At 35.2% G+C, this 16,627-nt stretch carries 15 protein-coding genes; 4 read left to right on the forward strand and 11 right to left on the reverse strand.

Annotation, left to right across the window (positions count from 1 at the left end):
• Positions 1-396: 396 nt before the first annotated feature.
• From IPK88_16170 to IPK88_16185, 4 genes are all read right to left on the reverse strand, one after another.
• Positions 397-2,163, reverse strand: a complete 1,767-nt coding sequence (locus IPK88_16170) for a hypothetical protein (protein MBK8244963.1) — start codon at positions 2,161-2,163, stop codon at positions 397-399.
• 149 nt (positions 2,164-2,312) lie between these two features.
• Entirely contained in the window at positions 2,313-3,719 is a 1,407-nt protein-coding gene (locus IPK88_16175) for an NAD(P)(+) transhydrogenase (Re/Si-specific) subunit beta (protein MBK8244964.1), read from the reverse strand.
• The gene (locus IPK88_16180) at positions 3,716-4,009 is read right to left on the reverse strand and encodes an NAD(P) transhydrogenase subunit alpha (GenBank protein MBK8244965.1); all 294 of its coding nucleotides are present in this window, start codon (positions 4,007-4,009) and stop codon (positions 3,716-3,718) included. The genes IPK88_16175 and IPK88_16180 overlap by 4 nt, the downstream gene beginning before the upstream one ends.
• A 7-nt stretch (positions 4,010-4,016) precedes the next feature.
• Complete coding sequence (locus IPK88_16185; GenBank protein MBK8244966.1) at positions 4,017-5,117, reverse strand: Re/Si-specific NAD(P)(+) transhydrogenase subunit alpha; 1,101 nt, start codon at positions 5,115-5,117, stop codon at positions 4,017-4,019.
• A gap of 181 nt (positions 5,118-5,298) precedes the next feature.
• On the opposite strand from IPK88_16185, the gene IPK88_16190 reads away from it, so the two are divergent.
• On the forward strand, positions 5,299-5,589 hold the full coding sequence (locus IPK88_16190) for a hypothetical protein (GenBank protein MBK8244967.1): 291 nt from the start codon (positions 5,299-5,301) through the stop codon (positions 5,587-5,589).
• Between the two features lie 626 nt (positions 5,590-6,215).
• Positions 6,216-6,722, forward strand: a complete 507-nt coding sequence (locus tag IPK88_16195) for a Smr/MutS family protein (protein ID MBK8244968.1) — start codon at positions 6,216-6,218, stop codon at positions 6,720-6,722.
• Between the two features lies 1 nt (position 6,723).
• Here the strand turns inward: IPK88_16195 and bshB1 are convergent, their stop codons facing one another.
• The 6 genes from bshB1 to IPK88_16225 form a co-directional block, all read right to left on the reverse strand.
• Positions 6,724-7,455 (reverse strand): bacillithiol biosynthesis deacetylase BshB1, encoded by a 732-nt coding sequence (gene bshB1, locus IPK88_16200; protein MBK8244969.1) that lies wholly within the window; start codon positions 7,453-7,455, stop codon positions 6,724-6,726.
• On the reverse strand, positions 7,449-8,504 hold the full coding sequence (locus tag IPK88_16205) for a ketoacyl-ACP synthase III (GenBank protein MBK8244970.1): 1,056 nt from the start codon (positions 8,502-8,504) through the stop codon (positions 7,449-7,451). The genes bshB1 and IPK88_16205 overlap by 7 nt, the downstream gene beginning before the upstream one ends.
• Positions 8,505-8,513: 9 nt before the next feature.
• Positions 8,514-9,932 (reverse strand): hypothetical protein, encoded by a 1,419-nt coding sequence (locus tag IPK88_16210; GenBank protein ID MBK8244971.1) that lies wholly within the window; start codon positions 9,930-9,932, stop codon positions 8,514-8,516.
• A gap of 157 nt (positions 9,933-10,089) precedes the next feature.
• Positions 10,090-11,454, reverse strand: a complete 1,365-nt coding sequence (locus IPK88_16215) for a c-type cytochrome (GenBank protein ID MBK8244972.1) — start codon at positions 11,452-11,454, stop codon at positions 10,090-10,092.
• Between the two features lie 12 nt (positions 11,455-11,466).
• The gene (locus tag IPK88_16220) at positions 11,467-12,519 is read right to left on the reverse strand and encodes an imelysin (GenBank protein MBK8244973.1); all 1,053 of its coding nucleotides are present in this window, start codon (positions 12,517-12,519) and stop codon (positions 11,467-11,469) included.
• Between the two features lie 23 nt (positions 12,520-12,542).
• The gene (locus tag IPK88_16225) at positions 12,543-13,808 is read right to left on the reverse strand and encodes an autotransporter outer membrane beta-barrel domain-containing protein (protein ID MBK8244974.1); all 1,266 of its coding nucleotides are present in this window, start codon (positions 13,806-13,808) and stop codon (positions 12,543-12,545) included.
• Positions 13,809-13,912: 104 nt separating this feature from the next.
• Here IPK88_16225 and IPK88_16230 point away from each other — a divergent pair, with 104 nt between their 5' ends.
• Entirely contained in the window at positions 13,913-14,623 is a 711-nt protein-coding gene (locus tag IPK88_16230; GenBank protein ID MBK8244975.1) for a metal-dependent transcriptional regulator, read from the forward strand.
• A gap of 48 nt (positions 14,624-14,671) precedes the next feature.
• On the opposite strand, the gene IPK88_16235 is transcribed toward IPK88_16230, so the two are convergent.
• Entirely contained in the window at positions 14,672-15,526 is an 855-nt protein-coding gene (locus IPK88_16235; GenBank protein MBK8244976.1) for an acetyl-CoA carboxylase carboxyltransferase subunit beta, read from the reverse strand.
• Positions 15,527-15,667: 141 nt separating this feature from the next.
• On the opposite strand from IPK88_16235, the gene dapB reads away from it, so the two are divergent.
• Positions 15,668-16,381 carry a 4-hydroxy-tetrahydrodipicolinate reductase gene (gene dapB, locus IPK88_16240; protein MBK8244977.1) on the forward strand — a complete coding sequence of 238 codons (714 nt, stop codon included), beginning with the start codon at positions 15,668-15,670 and terminating at the stop codon, positions 16,379-16,381.
• The last annotated feature ends 246 nt before the right edge of the window (positions 16,382-16,627 follow it).

Below are 16,627 nucleotides of genomic sequence, written 5' to 3' on the forward strand. Positions count from 1 at the left end.
TTAGTGTGCTCAATGAAAATTGGTAAAACATTAAAAAATGAAGGGGAACATGAAAGTGAATTAATAAGTATAGACTTATAAAACTAAATTCTAAAAGAAAATCTATAGACGCACTCAAATTAGAAAAGTTTTAATTGGCTTCAGCAAAATTGAGATTTGCATAATTGATGTTCTAAAAACTAGAATTGAAATCTAATGGGTTAAAACTACATATTAAATACTTTTATCAAGCGAAACGGGCGGTGACAATAAAGTGACAAAAAATTATTTTACTTTAAAATACTGCACATCAACATATTATGAAATAATATATTTGAATTATTTCAATATAATCGCTTTTGCCTTCTAATAAAATGATATGCAATTTATTTAGAAAGGCCAACCTTAATAGATGATTTAAACTAATTCAGAATCAAAATGATTGCTTTTGGTGTCCTTTTTTCTCAATCGTAGCCAGGTTTGATTAATGGTATTCTTCTGCACACCAAGTGTATTCGCCATTTCCTGAGTAGTCATATTTAATTTATCCAATACTAGAATTCTTGTTTCGGCTAAGGTGATCCCCGGATACTGATCTTGAATTTCTTTAATAAAATCAGGATACACCCTTTCAAAAAGTATACGAAATTCAGTCCAGTCTTGATCCTTTAAGATGGTACTTCTGGATAAGGTCTCAATTATTATTTTACGTTCGTCAGCTGAAATATACTTTTCTAGCTCCGAGTTTAAAACATCTGTCAATTCTGACTTTTCTTTAACCAAGCTTACAAAATGACTTAATTCAGCTTTTGTGGAATTAAATGAAGAAACAATTTGCTTTAAATGTGCGTTTTTTCGTAAAAAATTCAAATAAAATAAACTACAAATTAGGATTAGAATACAAAACACTGAATACATCAACCATTTTTGCAATTTTTTTTCAGACTGGATGAGATCAATTTTTTCTTGAAAATCATTCGAAAGCAATCGCAATTCAATATTCTTAAAAGTACGAATATTATTTCTCTTTTCTAAGCTGTCCTTATAAGGTTTTGCCAAATTATTATAGTGCACCGCACATTCGAAATTTCTTACCAATTCGCAATACTTAGCATTTAGTTCAAATAATCGAATTCGATCAAAATATCTGGTTTCACTATTATCCAAATAGCAATCCAAATAATGCGCCCTTTCCAAAAATCTTTTTGATTGAGCCAAAGCTCTAGTTTCCAAATTGATATCAATAAGTACCATTAAAGCACTAAACTCAGCACTTACTATTAAATTGGATTGCAATTTATTATCAAATACACATGAATACCCTTGATTTGCGTAGACTTCAGCTTCTTGATATTTATTTTGTTTGATACACATAGCAGCCATATCTATGGATGCTAATCCCAGCCAAGCTCTTGCGTATGAACTATCTTCCGAATAATGAGACTTACAAAATTCTATAATTCTTTGAGCATAGTTGATCGCTTTTTCAAATTCTTCTCTTTTTTGATAGATCGATTGAATATAATTGAGAACCAATATATAAATTTCTGTTGCACCAATGTTAGGTTTCATCCACTCTTCTGAAATTAATAAATATTTCAGAGATCTATCAAAATCCTCAAAACTGTACATTATTTTACCCAGGTGAAAACATATTCTAGCGACATCATAATCTTTAAAATTTTCTATGCCAATTCGCTCAATAGAATATCCATCTAATATTGCTTCAGAATACATTTCTTCAGGAGAAATCTGTTTTAAATTAAAGGCTTCAAAAATAAAATAATGATTGGCAATAGCCTCTTCCATTTTCAAGTTGAAGTCTGTTGCTTTATTTTCCATTTCAGCTAAAACTGCCAAAATTTCAGCTTTATCCAAATTTAGTTTGCCTCTGGCTTGAAAATAATAATATTTTGATGCAAAATAACTTCTAGCATCATGACTCCTAATACTCCAAGGAATTAATGTTGATGTTATAGTTCTTATAGTAGCAGAATCCATTTTTCCAAATGGAATTTGATGAATGTAATTTAAGCGCTCACTAAACGACATGGATTGATAAGAAAAAGTATCAATTTTATATTGACCAAATAGTTTTGAAGCATATAAGTTGAGGAATAATATAATAAATAGCTGCCCAAATAAGATTCTAATTTCGAAGGTTGATTTATTGAAATTAGACATCTTGTAAAATTGAAAATAGTTTAATTTTAAAAGTCTAACATCCTAAATGATCAACAATAATTTTGCAATATGACTATTTATTTAGTTGTTCATTGACATGAATTTAAGATTCTGAATGTGAATCTTAATTAATTACACCAATGCCCCATTTACAAACTCTTCACTTCACTAACCAACTTGGTCAACGAATCTTTAGCATCACCAAAAAGCATATAAGATTTTGGCTTGTAAAATAATTCATTTTCAATACCGGCATAACCAGCCTTCATGGATCGTTTCATGATAATAATGCTCTTGGCATCTTCAACTTCAAGTATAGGCATGCCATAGATTGGAGAGTTAGGATCAGTTTTAGCAGCAGGATTAACAACATCATTGGCTCCGACAACAAGTACTACATCTGTTGTTCCAAACTCCGGATTGATGTCTTCCATTTCAACCAATTTATCATAACTTACATTAGATTCTGCTAATAAGACATTCATGTGCCCAGGCATTCTACCTGCAACAGGGTGTATGGCATATTTTACAACGACACCACCTTCTTCAAGTACAGCTTCTAACTCGTGACATATATATTGTGCCTGAGCCACTGCAAGACCGTACCCAGGCACGATTACAGCCTTTTTGGCATATTTTAATAAAATAGCGGCATCTGATAAACTAACTTCTTTAATACTTCCAGCAAATGAACCCGAAGTTGCAGCATCTCCTGTCGCACCACCACCAAAATTACCTACCAATACATTGAGTAATGATCGATTCATGGCGTTACACATTGCGACTGTTAAAAGAGTCCCAGCAGAACCAACCAGGATACCGCCTATTAACATCACATAATTACCATAAAGGAATCCACCACAAGCAGCTGCAACCCCTGTAAATGAGTTTAACAGAGAAATGACCACAGGCATATCAGCTCCACCGATGGGCAAAACAAAAATAAGCCCATATAGAATTGAAAGTGCCAATACTATGTAAAACCAAGGAATTCCGTTTAACGTGCCCATTATTATAAGCGCTGCTAAGACTATAATTCCCAAAACCAAACCAACGTTTAAAAACTGTTGGCCCTTTATATTAAAATCGTCTATTTTTCCTTCTAATTTTCCATAGGCCACAACACTCCCTGAAAAGGAAACAGAACCTATTATTAATCCAGCTAATATAATCAACATGTGATTGGCCGTAGGAGCTGAGCCCATATGCACAACATGTTGAAATTCAATAATTGATATTAGTGCAGCGCAAGCACCACCCATACCATTGAAAAATGAAACCATCTGTGGCATAGCGGTCATCTGCACGCGCTTGGCCATCGTTACCCCAATTATCGCACCAACAACTAACGCAGCAAAAATCCAGATCAGGTTTCCAAGATTACCACCTTCAGCCGTCTTATACAGAAATATTGTGCCTAAAATGGCAATACCCATTCCAAAAGCAGCGATCAGATTACCGCGACGTGCCGTATCCGGTTTACTCAACATTTTAAGGCCAACCATAAAGGTTACTGACCCAATGAGATATATTAATTCAAGCAAATGTGCCATCATTTCTTTTTCTTAAACATTTCTAACATTCTGTCCGTCACGACAAATCCTCCGACAACATTGAGCATTCCAAACACTACAGCAAGAAAGCCCATGACCAAGCTAAATGTTCCTTCAGCTTGACCCATTACGATAATCGCTCCAATGATCACCACACCATGTATTGCATTGGCCCCTGACATTAAGGGGGTATGCAATACCGATGGCACATGCGATATCAATTCAATTCCTACAAAAATCATCAGAATCACGAGATAGATCATCTGAATATTTGCACTAATAAATTCTAACATCTTGGATTTATTTTAGATTTTTTCCATTATGAACAATTAAAGTACCCTTTGTAATTTCCTCTTCCACATCCCATTTAAATCCGGATTTATCAGAAAGATGAACCAAAAGGTTCATTACATTTTTAGCATACAACTCACTAGCATTGGTTGCTAATGATGACGGTAAATTTTCAATACCAACTATTTTAACACCATGTTTTACCACCACTTTATTCAATTCACTTAATTCGCAATTTCCACCTTGTTCCACAGCCATATCTACAATCACTGCACCAAATTTCATTTGCTTCACTTGTTCCTCAGTTATTAAAATAGGTGCTTTTCTGCCCATAACTAAGGCAGTTGTAATAACCAGATCTGCTTGAAACAATGATTTATTGACTGCTTCTTTTTGCTTTGCCAGGTACTCAGGAGTAACTTCTTTGGCATATCCCCCTTCTGTTTTAATTCCATCATCCGCAACAGTTATAAACTTGGCTCCAAGTGATTCAGCTTGTTCTTTGGTCTCAGGTCTAACATCTGTAGCCTCAACTACAGCACCTAATCTCTTGGCCGTAGCAATGGCTTGTAACCCTGCCACACCTATTCCAAATATCAGTACTTTAGAAGGAGTAATAGTCCCAGCCGAGGTCATCATCAGTGGAAATATCCGGGTCATATGCTCCGCACCAAGAATAACTGCCTTATAACCAGCAAGATTGGATTGAGAACTCAATACGTCCATGCTTTGTGCTCTTGAAATCCTGGGAATGGCGTCCATCGAGAATGATGTAACTCCCTGAGCAGCAAGCATACCAACCATTTCTGTATTGGTCAAATGGTACATCAAACTCATAGTAATGGTTGATGGCTTGCAAGATTTGATTTCCTCTGGAGTCAATGGGTTAATCTTTACCACCACATCTGCCTGAGCAAAAAGAGTGGCCTTAGAAGGTTCTATTGAAGCCCCAGCTGTTACATAATCCTTATCTTGAAATGAAGATAGGTCACCAGCTCCTGATTCTACTAGAATTTCATAGCCTTTGCCCACTAATTGCTTAACAATCTGAGGAGTAAGAGAAACCCTCTTTTCGCCTTCCCTTGTTTCTTTTATTACTGCTAATTTCAATGTATTTTCGATTTGAAGCTGCGAAGATAGAAAAATTGGAGAAATTAGAGACCAATATTTAGTAAAGGGATTTTCTTGGGATAATGACTATTTGGAAAGTGTGGACTTTATAAGTTGGTGTTGTATAAATAGAACCCACCTGAATCCTCCATCTCTACGAGCTGGACAGGCCTCCATCTCTATGAGCTGGACAAGCCCCATCTTTTTAGGCTGGACAGGCTTGAAAATGGAGGACGTTATAAGATTGAACCCACCTAAATCCTCCCTTGGAAAGGGAGGACTTTTTATGCAGAGGTCGAATAAAAAGAAATATCCTAAATGCTCTCCCATCTTTTCAAGCTGGACAGGCTTGAAATGGGAGGACTTTATAAGATTGAACCCACCTAAATCCTCCCTTGGAAAGGGAGGACTTTTTATGCAGAGGTCGAATAAAAAGAAATATCCTAAATGCTCCCTTGGAGAAACCACCTAAATCCTCCATCTCTACGAGCTGGACAGGCCTCCATCTCTATGAGCTGGACAAGCCCCATCTTTTCAAGCTGGGCGAGCTTGAAAAGGGAGGACTTTTTATTCGGTGGTCGAAAGATTAGAACCCACCTAAATCCTCCCTTGGAAAGGGAGGACTTTTTATGCAGAGGTCGAATAAAAAGAAATATCCTAAATTCTCTCCCATCTTTTCAAGCTGGACAGGCTTGAAATGGGAGGACTTTTTACATAGAGGATTGGGATAACTTGTATACGTAGTTAAAATTTTAGTAATGATTTAACTCCCTTCCCTTTTCAAGATGAATGAACGATTCCATCTCGACTTCACTCGAGATGGATAAAGTGTGTCAACACTTTAAGTGATTGAACGCGTTAGCGTATATTAGGGTTGGGGATGGGTTCTAACCTTTTATTCAACCTCTCGTTCTTCACTCGAGATCGATATAGTGTGACAACACTTTAAGTGATGGAACGCGTTAGCGGATATTAGGGTTGGGAATAGGTTCATTTGTAATTCAATAATAAAAGAATACAGAATACATCAATTCCTTATGATGTTTAAATTTTAACTCTAAATAAATTAAACTAATATTGCAAGATCTAAAATCAAATATGTTAGACCTTAAAGACTTATGGATAGGTGAACGAATTATGACAATTGAGGGCCACTTAATTGGTACTTTTGAAGGTAGAAAAGATAATGAGCGAATACTTTTTAAATACAACAATCAAGTTTTTACAAAACATATTAGCGAATTTGAACTTGCACCTGAAGAAGAATTTGTTCAACAAATGACCTTTGAGGAAGATCTAAAAAATAAATCTAAACAGGTAAACGTTCATCATAAAAATGCAAAAATAGATTTACATATTGAAGTTTTAGCGCCTCATCTTAGCAATGCAATTCCTGCACGAATCCTACAATATCAAAAAGAACGCTTTACTCAATTTATAGATGATTGTATTCGAAATAGATTACCTAATGCTCTTATTATTCACGGCAAAGGAGAAGGTGTTTTGCGTCAAGAGATAAGACACATGATAAGCTTGGAACCAAAAATAAAATTACAAATTAGTGTCAATCATGATGGGGCAACAGAGATATGGTTTAACTCGTAAATTATTTCACTAAAAATAAATGTTCCGCACCAATTGGCCTATCAACAGTAAAGCCTTCGCCAAATGAAACACCAATAGCCCTTCCTTCTAATCTAGCTTTAGATAAAACGACTTCCAAAAAATCTACCCCTGAAATAGCTGATTCCGGTTCAGTAGATTCCGGATTATAAAATTGCGATTTAAAGCATTTTATGACTTCCATTTTTTGGTCAATAAATTCACTGATATCGACTATCACATCAGGCTTAATATACTGATCCTGAATATAATGATATACAACTTCGGGACGGTGGGCTTCTTGGTCTGCATTTTGAAAAGTGGTTTTAATCATGCGCAAACCTGAAAAGAAACAAGCGTCAGCAGCAATTTTAGATGATTTCCCGTGATCCGGGTGACGATCGTGAATTGCATTCAGAAGTACAATTCGTGGTCTTGCGGCTCTAATTATTGGAATGATTTGCCTAAGCGTATCTTCATTCCATTGCATAAATGCATCTCCTAAATCAAGTTGATATCTGAATTGAACACCCATTTTTTCAGCTGCGGATTTGGCTTCAGCAGTCCTGATTTCTTTAGTACCACGTGTACCCAATTCTCCCAAAGTCAAATCCAATAATCCAACAGTATATCCCAGTTGAATGTGTTTAAGGATTGTCCCTGAACATGAAAGCTCAACATCATCAGGATGCACCCCAATGGCTAAAATATCTACTTTAGTTACTGCTGTTACCATCTGATTAATGCTGATCCCCATGTAAATCCACTACCAAAAGCTGCAAGACAAATTAAGTCACCTTCATTCACTTTGCCTGCTTCCCATGCTTCTGTGAGTGCAATGGGAATTGAGGCTGCTGTTGTATTGCCGTACCGTTGTATATTATTCCAAACTTGATCATCATTTAAGCCCAATTGCCTTTGAACAAACTGACTGATACGAAGATTCGCCTGATGCGGAATTAACATTGAAATATCACTCGTTTTTAAATTAGTTTTTGCCAATGCTTCGTGAATGACTTGTGGAAATTTTGTAACTGCTGTTTTAAAAACCAGCTGACCATTCATATTGGGAAAAATATCCTGATCGTCCCACATTTTTTGCGTCATAAAAATTCCGCCATAAGGTTGATCAGGATAACCAAATCGCTCTGTGCCTAAATGATGTCCTCCATGACATCCGGGATTTACAAATGCCAATTCTTCCGCATGTGTTCCATCGGCATGCAAATGTGTAGTAAGTATCCCCTTTCCTGATTCTTCAGACGGTTGCAAAATTGCAGCTCCTGCTCCGTCTCCAAATATTACGGTGACATTTCGTCCACGAGTTGTAAAATCTAATCCCATAGAATGCATTTCTGCACCAACCAACAAAATATTTTTGTATTGACCCGTTTTTATAAATTGATCTGCAACAGATAAACCATACAAAAATCCTGAACATTGATTTCTAATATCCAAAGCCGGGGCTTCTTGTGAAGTCATACCCATTTCCCTTTGAAGTAATACACCACAACCTGGAAAAAAATAATCCGGGCTCAGCGTGGCAAATATTATAAAATCTATATCAGACTTTTGAATGCCAGCACGTTCAATTGCAATTTCAGCTGCCCTTGCTCCCATGGTAGTCGTAGTCTCAGTATGTGGATTACCATACCTTCGTTCCTGTATGCCTGTACGTTCTTGAATCCATGCATCAGTGGTATCCATAACACCCTCTAGATCGGCATTTGTCACGATTCGCTCTGGAACATAATACCCAAGTCCTGCAATTTTTGTACTTAACATTGATGCCTATTATATTTTAGTAAATGTTTTTACTGTAATGCCAGATTTTTGCTTGATCATCAAAAAATAATTGGATGCTGGAAGTGATTGAACGGTAATTTCAACAGTGCTTGATTGTGATTCACTTATTTGTGATGATTTTATCTTCTGGAATTGTTGATTATAAATTTCTATTTGACTCACAGGATTATCTTCTGAGTTGTTTTGGAGTGATAAAGTTGATGATACAGGATTTGTCAATATTTTTATCCCACTTTCCTTATTGCCATTGAATGTATTGGTTACTTCATTAATTTTAATATTATCAATCCATAATTGACTACCCAATTTAGGAGTCAATCCATTCACATAATTTCCGGAATAAATTTCAATCATTAAAGAATCCATTTCAGCTGGTAGTAATCCGACATTTCCAGAAACTGTTTTAAAAGTAGGAGAACCAGCCAATAGATCTAATTTTACAAAAAGCGTTTCACGTGTTTGTGTTTGAGTATTAAATCTAAAACCTCTAAATATAACTAATGCACTATCATTTGCTTCAGGTAAATATTTATAACTAAATGTGTAATTAAATTTATTGGATTTATAAGGAATCGGAGTCGGAACCCCACTTCCTGTTTCGCCAAAATAAGTAGCTCCAAAAAATCGATTTAAACCCAATTTATTTACATAAACAGGTTGCAATAACAAACTGTAATCTCCTTCAGAAGCATCGGTACTTTTTACAACAGAATTTTTAGTTCGCAATAAAGTAGTTAATAAATTAGCAGTGGCCCATTCTTCAGGTTCTTCAAAACTAATGGATTCCCAATCTTCAAAACTCGAATTTGGTACTTGTTTAATCGTATTAGTAAATTTTAATTCATCCACTTCTACAAATGACCCCTCAATGGGGTTGTTCGTATTACCTGAAGTCATTAAAAAGACTATGGAATCCGGTGCAAAAAATGGCTTGGTCAATGGAACAGTAAACTTAGTAAAATTAGCCAAGGTCCCTGCGATCGGGATTAAATCAAAACCAAGAGTTATTCCTAATCTTTTATAGGCAAAAACAATTATTGCTGTATCTCCGGGCTTGATATCAAATCTGATATAACCTGTTAGACTATCTGCAATTTCATTGAATGGTATCCCACCTGCAGGAAACTGAGCCAGATCCCCTATATATAAAACACCCGGCACAACAGCAGAATCCAATAAGGCTCTTTTATTTTCTAATCGAATAGCAGATCCTATGGGTCCGGGAATCTTTGTTACATTGGGCGCAAAAGTTACAAAATAGCTCTGAAAATTATAGGTTTCATAACCTTTCGGTTCATCATATAAATAGAATTCCTGCCACCTTTCAAAATTAAAATTCAATTCCTGTGCTTGGTTAACGCCTATATTCAATAAACATAGAAATAATAAAGATGCTAAATGCTTCATGTTTAGATTTACTAGAGTGATTAATAAAGCTCAAAAATAATAAACAATCGGCAATTGTTTAAATCTTCTTAAACCCAAGTGTAATCCAAATAAGTAGTGTAAAATAAAGATCTTAAGTACTAATAAAGAACAATTATAAGCTGGGTCAATTCAAAAATTACAAACTTTTCAAAAATTCAACGACTGCATCTCTTTCTGATTTGGAAAGTGCTTTAAATTGATTCTTACTCTTCTCAGCCTCACCACCATGCCACATGATAGCTTCAAGTAAATTTCTAGCTCGTCCATCATGTAAAAAATGAGTATGTCCACCAACAATTTGAGTTAAGCCTATACCCCATAATGGAGGTGTTCGCCACTCTCTTCCAGAAGCTTCAAAATCCGGTCGGTAGTCTGCTAATCCTTCGCCCATATCATGCAACAACATATCCGTATAAGGAAAAATGGTTTGGTTGGATAAAAATTGAAATTCATGAGCGCCTGTAAAAAATTGGGGATGATGACAAGCAGTACATTTGATTTCGTAAAACAATTTCTTGCCTTGTTTCACTTGTTCCATGTTCCAATTTCTTCGACTTGGAACTCCCAAAGATTGGGTATAAAAAGTAGTTGTAGTCAAAACAGTTTCATCAATTTCATGGTCATCAAACAAACTATCATATTGAATTTGCCCAAAAGAATTCTCAACAGGAAATGCAGGACTTGTTATTCCCATATCTCCCGAAAAAGCTGCTGCCGTCTGTTGGTAAAGATTAGGCTGTGATGCTTTCCAGCCAAACCGTCCAATTGCTTTTTCTTTTTTTCGAATATCCCAAACGTAATTTGCTTTACCCGAAATACCATCTTGATCAACATCCATTTCATCGGATAATTTAAGAATATCAGATTCTTTAATGGCTTCTAATAAGCCCAAACCAATGATTGGATTAGCAATTCTAGGTGATATTTCTATAGATGGATCAATAGGTAAATATGAACTTTCAATCTTATAAATAGGTTTTCGCAAATTAACGGTAGAACCATCAATGAATTGCTGAATCTCCTCTACTTCCTGTATCGTCATTTGGACTTCAACTTGTTTTCCAAAACTTGCCTTGGTTTGCAATTGTAATCCAAAATGAGGTACCGGTAAATTTCCTCCAAAACCATCCTTTCCAGGTATACTGACTCGGAACAATAATCCCTTTAAGTCATTTCCCGAATTTGGAAATGCGGATCTCCCATTACCTAAATGACAACTTTCACATGAGTTTTGATTGAATAATGGACCTAATCCGGATTGGATTGTTGAAGGAGCTGTGACATAGATCGCACCAAATGCCGCATCCGCTTTAAAATGCAAATCCTTTTCGGTGGCGCTTAAATTCGGAGCTGGTTGCTCAAATATTTTTATAAATACATTATTGATACTGGTTTCTCCGCCTAATTGAATATCTTCATCTGGTTCAGGTTCAACCGGTTCAATTTCTGTACAACCAGACCAAACAAAAGTCAATAATAAAAATACAAATAAATACTTCATTTTAATTTTCAATTATAATCCAGATATTAAAGGTAATACTTCCGCTTCTAAAACTTCCTGAAGACTTCTTACTTTTTGTTGAGCATCAATGACGCTTTGAGGTGCATTAAAAATGGCTGAAGTGAACGTTCCTTGAATGGATTCAATTCCATGAATTGCATCTTCTAATTGTTGCTTCATTTTAATATCCAATGCACTATTTTTTTCTTTTACAATTGAACTGATTCCTATTCCAATGGCATTTTTATAGGTTCCCAAATAAGCATTCTTTATACTCCTGATATTATCTGAAAAATCAGCTTTGGAATTGGCACTAAATCGACTTTCTTCCAGCGTTAAATCTTTTTGACTGTAAGGATCATTAATTTTTCCATTTGCTACTTCATCTGCTATAGCTATCATCCCATTGACCATTTCTTGTAATGCTGATTTTTGTGAAGGATAAATACTTGATCTTCCTGCATTAATCAGATTTGCAACAAAATTTTCGTGATTTTCTTCCCAACTAAAATAAAGTTCTTCTGTAGAACCGAGCAGACTTTGCGCACTTGCTAATAAATAATTAAATTGTCTGGCATTAAATTCATTCAAAGTTTTATTTCCATTGGAACCAAACAATAAATATTCAATCGTATGGAATCCTTTGAGTGTACCATCCAGACCATCAAGATAAGATTTGGTAAGTACATTGGTACTATTCAAAACAGCATTGAGATCTGTTTCATTAACAGGCCAACTGTCAATTGATGGATCTATCCCTTTTTGATCTACTGGTCCAAATAGAAAACCTTCAGATTGCTCCCAAGGTCTGCGTGCATCCCTCCATGCTTGACGTGTTGCTTCTAAATTAGCAATGTTAGGATTTGTTTCCAACACACTTAAAGTATTCACTAATGCTTTTGATGTGTTGTACAATTCTAAATATGTACTTACAATTACGTCATTTGAAATATTGGTCAAAACAGGTTTGTAATCAGCACTTACATTAGATGTCCCATTATCATCACAACTAACTCCGATAAGAACAACTAAAAATAGGAGAAAAATATTTTTTATTCGTTTCATGATTTATTAATATTATATATGTGTTAAAATTCAAAGGCAAAGCCAATAACAACTGTTTGTTCAAGCGTACCTCCATTTATATTGGATGTTGGCGGGGCTCCAACTTTGCGCAGTGTGTATTGTGATTTAAATTGAACTTCAGGAATTAATTTATACACGACTCCTATCGTAGCAGATTGACGTTCCCATCTAGGATTATTAAAAACCATTCCCTGTGTCTTAAACATGGTATCATAATAATCATATCGGCCATAAGCAACAAGAGATGATGATTCTTTGATCCAATTATTCTTTTTGTTAAAAATAGTAATACCAAATTCACCAAAAACAGCGAAAGCAGATGAACCAACAGCTGTTCTTTTTACATTTAAGTTATTGGATAAATTCCTATTTTGATTGGTCAATGCTTCGGAATTTCCTAAATAACCATGAAGCACCATAGAACTTAAATAAAATGGCTGCTTATCATAAGAAAAATGAGCTTCATAAATTAGAAGTGGTGTAGAAAGCTTTAAATCAGGTTTTGGTCTATTGTCCGATGTACTTCTACTACCATAAATTGAAAAACCATATAACAAATTCTTATTAACCTGATTATCCAACCGAAGACAAAGGGCAAAGTTTTCAGCGTTTACCATCTCAAAACGTTTTTGATTACCTCGTTTGATCCAATTCGCAGAATTAAATGCACTACCATCCAAACCATTTACCAGACTCACATGATATTTAAGATTATTTCTCTTTCCTAATATTCCAGTTACACCGATTCCATTTTCTGTCCAATTCTCCGGTAAGATCTGAGATTCCATTTCTGAATTGATGGCTGTCAAATAATCTGTAGGTTCATCTTTTTTAAACATCAAGCTAAATGGAACTTTAATTCTTCCTATGTTCAATTTAAAATTTTCTTTAAGCGAAAATTCAAGATTTAATTGTTCCAACAAGACTTCTCCCCCTTTAGTAATATCAAACTCAAATTCACCGAACTCTTCAAACCGATCGAATTCCAATTCAGCTCCCGTTCCTCCATGTTCAAATTCTATTTCAGCATTCAGCGCTATCTTATTCAACCATTGGTGTCTAAGTTCTATTATAAAACGTTCATTATCAATCGAATTCCTTTTCAAAGAATCTGTATCCCAATTAAAATAATAATAATTCATGGCACCATAACCATTTATAGAAGTTTGTGCAAAACGTCGTGATGGAGCTTGATTCAAAGTATCATCCTGTGCTGCAAGTGAACATGTCCACAGTAAACAAGCAACTAAAAGTCTATAAAATTGCATGACACGAGTTATATTGGTTACCAAACTATATTATTTATAGACGCAAAATTAATAAAGTTTGGCTAATCTAACAATATTTTAAAAAATATTCTTATTTTTGCCTTATGTTATCATTTACAGAGGAAAATTATCTGAAGTCTATCTTTCTTATTTCAACGGACGGCAACGCAGTATCTGAGGTTGGTACTAATAATTTAGCATCATTCTTAAACTTAAAACCAGCCACAGTCAATGACATGCTGAAAAAGTTAAAAGACAAGGAAATGATCCATTATGAAAAATATGGAAAAATAACTCTGAGCGCAATAGGAAAAAAATATGCTCTTGAAGTTTTGCGAAAACAAAGACTTTGGGAAACCTTTCTATATGAAAAATTAGACTTTACCTGGGATGAAGTTCAGGAAGTTTCAGAACAATTGGAACACATCAAATCTCATAAATTAATTAACAAATTAGATGAATTTTTAAATTTTCCTGAGTTTGATCCGCACGGCGAAGTCATTCCAAATGCTAAAGGAGAAATGCGAACGCTGTTTAAAAAAAGATTATCCGAAGTTGAAATCGGTCATTACTGTAAGATGATTGCTGTAAAAGATACTTCAGCCCCTTTTTTACAATATGTGGTTAAATTGGGCTTAGGCATCAGCAGTAGTATTAAAGTCATCGATAAAAACAATTATGACCATTTAATAGAAATTGAAGTGAATGGTAAAAGATCTAGTGTAAGTCAAAAATTCGCAGAAAACATTTTTATCGTGTGCAATAACTGCGAAATAGGACACTCCTGTTTAAAAAAGCATTGTGAAATACAATAAGCTTATTCACAGAATACAAAAACTACATCCAATAAGGATTCAATTCATCTATGCTTCAACTTCTACCGGAAAAATATCCAATAGATTACCTATTGTTTCCTGTAGGTCTTTTCGATCAATGATAAAATCAAGAAATCCGTTTTCCAATAAAAACTCCGAACGCTGAAATCCTTCTGGCAAATCACGTTTAATGGTTTCCTTAACAACCCTAGGTCCTGCAAAACCAATTAAGGCTTTAGGCTCTGAGAAATTAATATCACCCAACATAGCAAATGAAGCTGTCACACCACCTGTTGTGGGATCGGTTAGAAATGAGAAATAAGGTAATTTGTTCTTAGCCAATAGGGTCAATTTGGCAGATGTTTTAGCCATTTGCATTAATGAAAATGCAGATTCCATCATACGAGCGCCACCAGATTTAGAAATAATCATAAATCCAGCACGTTCTTCAATGGCCACATCTATGGCACGACTGATTTTCTCCCCCATTACACTTCCCATTGATCCACCGATAAAGGTAAAATCCATAGCAGCCACAACCAGAGGCTTTTTATTTAATTGACCTATTGCGACTGCAATAGAATCGTTTTTTTCAGATTTCTTTTTAGCATCAATGAGTCGATCACTGTAAGGTTGGAGATCTGTAAATTCCAAAAAATCATAAGAAGTCAATTCTTCAAACAATAATTCATATTTGCCATTGAACAAGATCTCAAAATATTGATCTGAACTAATTCTAGAATGATAATTACACTTTGGGCATTTGTATAGATTATCAGCCAACTTCATGTTTGTAGTTGTTTCATTACACTCCGGACATTTATACCATAATCCGTCCGGTGCTTCTTTTTTCGACTTAGTTGTTGTTGAAATGCCCTTTTTCAGGCGAGTAAACCATCCCATATCACAATCATTTATTAGTTAATGATTATGTCCATGGGTTGCCGCAAATTTAGATCTATTTTAATTAATATTAAGTAAACATAAATAAGTATTTTTGCAAAAAGCAATAATAATATATAAAATACTATATATCAACAAATTATGAGAATATGTTTAATTGGATATGGCAAAATGGGACAAATCATAGAATCCTTAGCTATACAGAAAGGGCACATAATAACAGGGCGAATTAGTTCAAAAAATAGAAACCAACTAGCTGATTATCTGTCAGATAGCGATGTTGCCATTGAATTCTCTAGTCCAGATTGTGCCCTAGAGCATATTACTATATGTTTCGAACATCAGGTACCCATAGTGTGTGGTACGACTGGATGGTTAGATCAATGGGATGAAATGCTCACTTTGCGCGGAATGACCGATGGAGCGATCCTGTGGGCCTCCAATTTTAGCATTGGAGTAAATATACTATTCGCTGTTAATCGATACCTTGCCACCCTAATGAGCCCCCTAATCGATTACAAACCCAAAGTTGCAGAAATTCATCATATTCACAAGAAGGATTCACCAAGTGGAACTGCTTTGAGTCTCTCTAAAGACATTTTGGCCACTCGAACTGATCTATCTTCTTGGTCCTTAGATTCAAATCAAAACTCAGCGTTGTACATTGATGCAAAGAGGACTGAAGATGTTGTAGGCTATCACAAAGTATCCTATGAAAGCAAACAAGATATTATTGAAATTTCTCACAATGCATATTCCAGAGAAGGATTTGCTTCGGGCGCCATTCTAGCTGCTGAATGGCTACAAGGTAAAACAGGGTGTTATGGGATGAAGGATGTTTTGGGGATTGGGTAATCGGTGATCAGGTAATCGGTGATCAGGTAATCCGTATTCAGGTAATCCGTATTCAGGTAATCGGTGATCAGGTAATCGGTGATCAGTAATCGGTGATCAGTAATCGGTGATCAGGTGATTAGATTAATTTTAATACATTTAATTTTAGAATATTTAGCAACTAAACGCTATCCTAAATTGGGTCGAGTGTGAATGATATAACGCTTATCAATTATTGTATAAAGTTTTAGTATTAAAAGATTGTCA

Origin of the sequence: Candidatus Defluviibacterium haderslevense, assembly GCA_016712225.1 — a bacterium.
Taxonomy (GTDB): Bacteria; Bacteroidota; Bacteroidia; order Chitinophagales; family Saprospiraceae; genus Vicinibacter; species Vicinibacter haderslevensis.